The organism is Pseudoalteromonas sp. NSLLW24 (assembly GCF_015864725.1).
GTDB lineage: Bacteria > Pseudomonadota > Gammaproteobacteria > Enterobacterales > Alteromonadaceae > Pseudoalteromonas > Pseudoalteromonas arctica.
In genome coordinates this window covers 1-2,277 of sequence record NZ_JADYWQ010000036.1, presented here as the reverse complement: position 1 = coordinate 2,277, position 2,277 = coordinate 1, and the positions used below count along the sequence as shown (strand labels likewise).

The following is a 2,277-nucleotide window of genomic DNA, read 5'->3' as shown; positions in this document are numbered from 1 at the left end:
TACCTTGGGGTTATCCCATATTTGGAGGTAAGTAATGAATACACTCATTGAACAAGTCAAAACTGAAATAGCCTATCTTGGTTATTCACAAAGTACCTGTAAAAGCTACTGCGAGCATTTGCTTAAACTCAGCCATTATTTTAATAAACCACTCGATTTAATTACTGATGATGAGCTGAATATCTTTTTTAAAGATCCCGCTATTCGAAAGCTCTCCAGAGCGAGTCAAAAAATACAAATAAACAGTATCTGGTTTTTGTTTAAGAATATTTTACACCGCCCACTGAACTTAGACATAGCCTTGCCTAAAGCAAAACCTCGGGCACCTACTTATTTATCGCGTGATGATATTCGACGACTTATAGAAAGTTGCACGGATATGCGCTTAAAAACATTGATAGTGGTGTGTTATGGATGTGGTTTGCGTATTGGCGAACTGCTGCGTATCAAAGTGCAAGACATCGATGGACAGCGTAAAACCATTTTAATTGAACATGGTAAAGGAGATAAGTCACGCTATGTTGTTGTATCAGATAGCGTGCTAAATCAATTACGTTGCTATTGGAAAATGTATCACCCAACGGGCTGGATGTTTTATTCACGATGGTTAATGGATAAACCCATGTCACCCTCAAGCTTCAGAAAGGCATTGAAAAAACATGCACAAATGTGTGGTTTAAAGCACTGTAATCCACATGTATTACGCCATGCTTATGCAACACATCAACTTGAGTTAGGGATGCCGCTTCATCAACTTCAACATCAGCTTGGTCACAGTGACATTAGAACCACGCAAAGTTACTTACACTGGTTACCTGAATTAGGGCATGGTGGTATTGATTTACTCGCAAGTTGGGGAAACCAATGAGCGGCTTGCATCTCGCTGATATTTTAAATTCTGGCCTTGGGAATTATCGGCAGCACCACATAATGAGTTATCAGCAGTTACGAGTCTGCCAACACCTTCAATCATGCAGAACGGGACAGCTCGGTTATCAAGCATGGCAATGTGATAACTGTAGTGAAGTACAACAAATTGGATGTAGCTGTCGAGATCGGCATTGCCCACGTTGCCAAGGTATGGCAACGGCTAAATGGGTGCAAAGACAACAAGAGGATTTATTATCGTGTCGCTATTTCCACCTTGTTTTTACGCTCCCGCATGAGTTAAATATCATTGTGCACTACAACCCAAACGCGTTGTATCACTGTTTATTTAAAGCCGCATGGCAAACGCTGTGTAAATTTGCGAAACGAAAGAGGCATGGCCAGCTAGGCATGACAAGCGTACTGCATACGTGGGGGCAGAACTTAAGTCAGCATATTCACCTGCATTGCTTGATACCCGCAGGCGCGCTTAATAAAGCGCACTGGCATGAAATAGAAAAAGGCTATTTATACCCCGTTAAAGCATTATCAACAGTGTTTAGAGGGAAAATGCTCGCGGTGCTCAATGAATGCGATAGTTCATTCGCGAAGGTAAGCACACCAACCAAATGGTGCGTGTATAGCAAAGCCTGTTTAACGTACAGTGAAAAGTTAGTCAGTTACCTTGCACGTTATACCCGAAAAGGCGTGATGTCAGAATCGCGATTAGTGTCAGCGACTGAAGAAACAGTGAGCTTTAAATACCGCGATTATGCAGATAACAACCGCGATAAAGTCATGACTCTGAGTTGTGATGAATTTTTACGGCGCTACTTACAACATGTATTGCCCAAAGGGTTTATGCGCATTCGCCACTATGGCTTTTTAGCTAATGCGTGTCGCAAGCGAAAGTTAGGGTTAATAAAGGCTCAAGTATCAGCATCCCCATGCAAAGCGGTGAAGCCGAAGGTAGAGCAAGAACGATTAATACCCCATTGGTCTTGCCAGTCATGCAAGACGGGTACCTTACGATTTATTGGTGTGATGAATTTAGATGAGGCGACAAATAAAATAGCGCGAACGAGTTAGCAGCCTTGCTTGCTGCATCAAATCAAAAAGTTAACCTGCTTAATTGCTCAGGCTAATAGCGACTGTGCGAGCGAAAAATATCCTTGCTTAACGGTTAAACATTCGGTTTAATGAATAGATAATAAACGCTGAGCAATGCAGGGAAAGCTTAAATTATAATTGGTAAGCTTATTAAATTAGCTGATTTAGCTAGAGCCTCTAAAAAGCAAATTCCCATAGCATAAACAACACCAACTCTGACACACCGAGCAGGTAGCGCCTCAGTCCAACAAGCGATTATGCAACACAAACTGCGTGTCGCATAAATACTAAAGTGTTAGG

The 2,277-nt window shown here is 41.8% G+C and carries 2 protein-coding genes; both read left to right on the top strand.

All coding sequences use genetic code 11. From position 1 onward, the window contains the following. Positions 1-34 precede the first annotated feature (34 nt). Complete coding sequence (locus tag I6E72_RS19565) at positions 35-868, top strand: tyrosine-type recombinase/integrase (protein ID WP_101162798.1); 834 nt, start codon at positions 35-37, stop codon at positions 866-868. Continuing rightward, a complete protein-coding gene (locus I6E72_RS19560; RefSeq protein WP_197113898.1) occupies positions 865-1,956 on the top strand; it encodes an IS91 family transposase in 1,092 nt (363 codons plus the stop codon). Before I6E72_RS19565 ends, I6E72_RS19560 begins: the two co-directional genes overlap by 4 nt. Positions 1,957-2,277 lie beyond the last annotated feature (321 nt).

Excerpts from the sequence above, each read along its gene's own strand:
- I6E72_RS19565 (WP_101162798.1), top strand. The coding sequence starts at position 35 with ATGAATACACTCATTGAACAAGTCAAAACTGAAATAGCCTATCTTGGT.
- I6E72_RS19560 (WP_197113898.1), top strand. The coding sequence starts at position 865 with ATGAGCGGCTTGCATCTCGCTGATATTTTAAATTCTGGCCTTGGGAAT.